This window comes from Rhodobacter sp. P2_H5, from assembly GCF_056403335.1.
In genome coordinates this window covers 1-1,369 of the sequence record NZ_JBFUFS010000054.1, presented here as the reverse complement: position 1 = coordinate 1,369, position 1,369 = coordinate 1, and the positions used below count along the sequence as shown (strand labels likewise).

2 protein-coding genes are annotated in these 1,369 nt (G+C 63.0%); both read left to right on the top strand.

Annotated elements, in window-relative coordinates; genetic code table 11:
* The coding region (locus tag AC1DVR_RS23375; RefSeq protein ID WP_478003022.1) for a type IV secretion system DNA-binding domain-containing protein at positions 1-892 on the top strand (892 nt) is incomplete at its 5' end.
* 3 nt (positions 893-895) lie between these two features.
* Positions 896-1,369: MobF family relaxase (gene mobF / locus AC1DVR_RS23370; protein WP_478003021.1), on the top strand; the 474-nt coding region annotated here is incomplete at its 3' end.

Sequence of the window (1,369 nt, the reverse complement as noted above, 5' to 3'; positions counted from 1 at the left end):
CAACACGCCTGACGCCCGGACGGCGCGTCTCTTCTCGGACAGCCTCGGGCTTTCCGATATCATCGAGCATCGCGAGACGATTTCCTTCGGAGCCGATGTGACCCGCGATGGCAACACCCTGAACGCGCAGCGTGTCGAGCGGCCCATCGTCACCGCGTCAGAAATCCAGTCACTGCCGCAGTTCAAGGCCTATATCCGCTTCGGCTACGATGCCCCGACTGCGCTGGTGCAGTTCCCGCCCATCACCTCGAAGGACATCGCCCCTGCCATACTGAAATACGAAGGCAACGGCTTTGCCACCGGGTCGATGGATGCGCCTCTGGTGGAAGATCCCGGGAAGGGAGAAGGGGTGGCGACGGCAAACCTCGGCGCGTCCGAAGGAGCCCAACAGCCTCCGGCAGATTTGCCCTTCGTCATGCGGTCGCCGCGCCAGCAATTGGAGGAGTTCGATGCGTGGTTTGCCCGCAGGACCGCGCCGGAGATCGATCCCATCAGTTTCGATCTCAAGTCCAAGGCCAAAGAGGCTGACAAGCCACTGGCCTGGGAGGATTACTGTCGCGCCCGCATGCGCGGCGTCGAGGACCCGGATCTGCGTTTGGCGGACTTCTCGCGGGAATTGATGTCGAATTGGCCGGGCAAGATAAAGACCGCTCAGCCCGACGTTTCTCCCTATGACTCGGTGGTCCGTCTCGCATCAGCCGACCCTGACAACGATTTGGCGACGGAACGCGCCCTCGCTCCAACGGATCGCGCCTCAAGAGATGGCGCTGCGGGAAGTCTTGGCACGGAAAGCGGTGGCTCGGCTCCAAGCCTGAGCCCGACGCTGGTCATTCCGGAAAAGCGGGCAGACCGTAGTAAGCTCCTGGGCGGCTTTCTCGAAGGCGGTCTTTGATCCGTGCTGTCCGTATCGAATGTCTCCGCCGGGGCGGCTGCCTCAGGCTACTACAGCACCGAAGGCTACTATACGGCAGGCTCGCCTGAGGCCGAAGCCGCAGCACAATGGTTTGGTCGGGCGGCAGAATATCTCGCCGCCGAAGGGCAGCTGGAGTTTCAGGGGCCGATCGACGATCGGGTCTTTGCCGACCTCTTGGACGGTCACGCGCTGCCAACCGAGAAGAACGAGAAGGGCGAATGGCGCCAGGGCCAAATCCTCGGCCGCTGGGTTGATGGCGAACGCGAACATCGCCCCGGCATCGACCTGACCTTCTCGGCCTCGAAATCTGTCTCGATCATGGCTCTTGTCGCCAAAGACGAGCGCATCATCGCGGCGCACGATACGGCAGTTCGCGCCGCGATGACGTGGATCGAGGCCAACGCAGTGGCCACAAGACGCGCCGGGCCGGATGGCGCGTTGGAGGTGGTCCAGGGT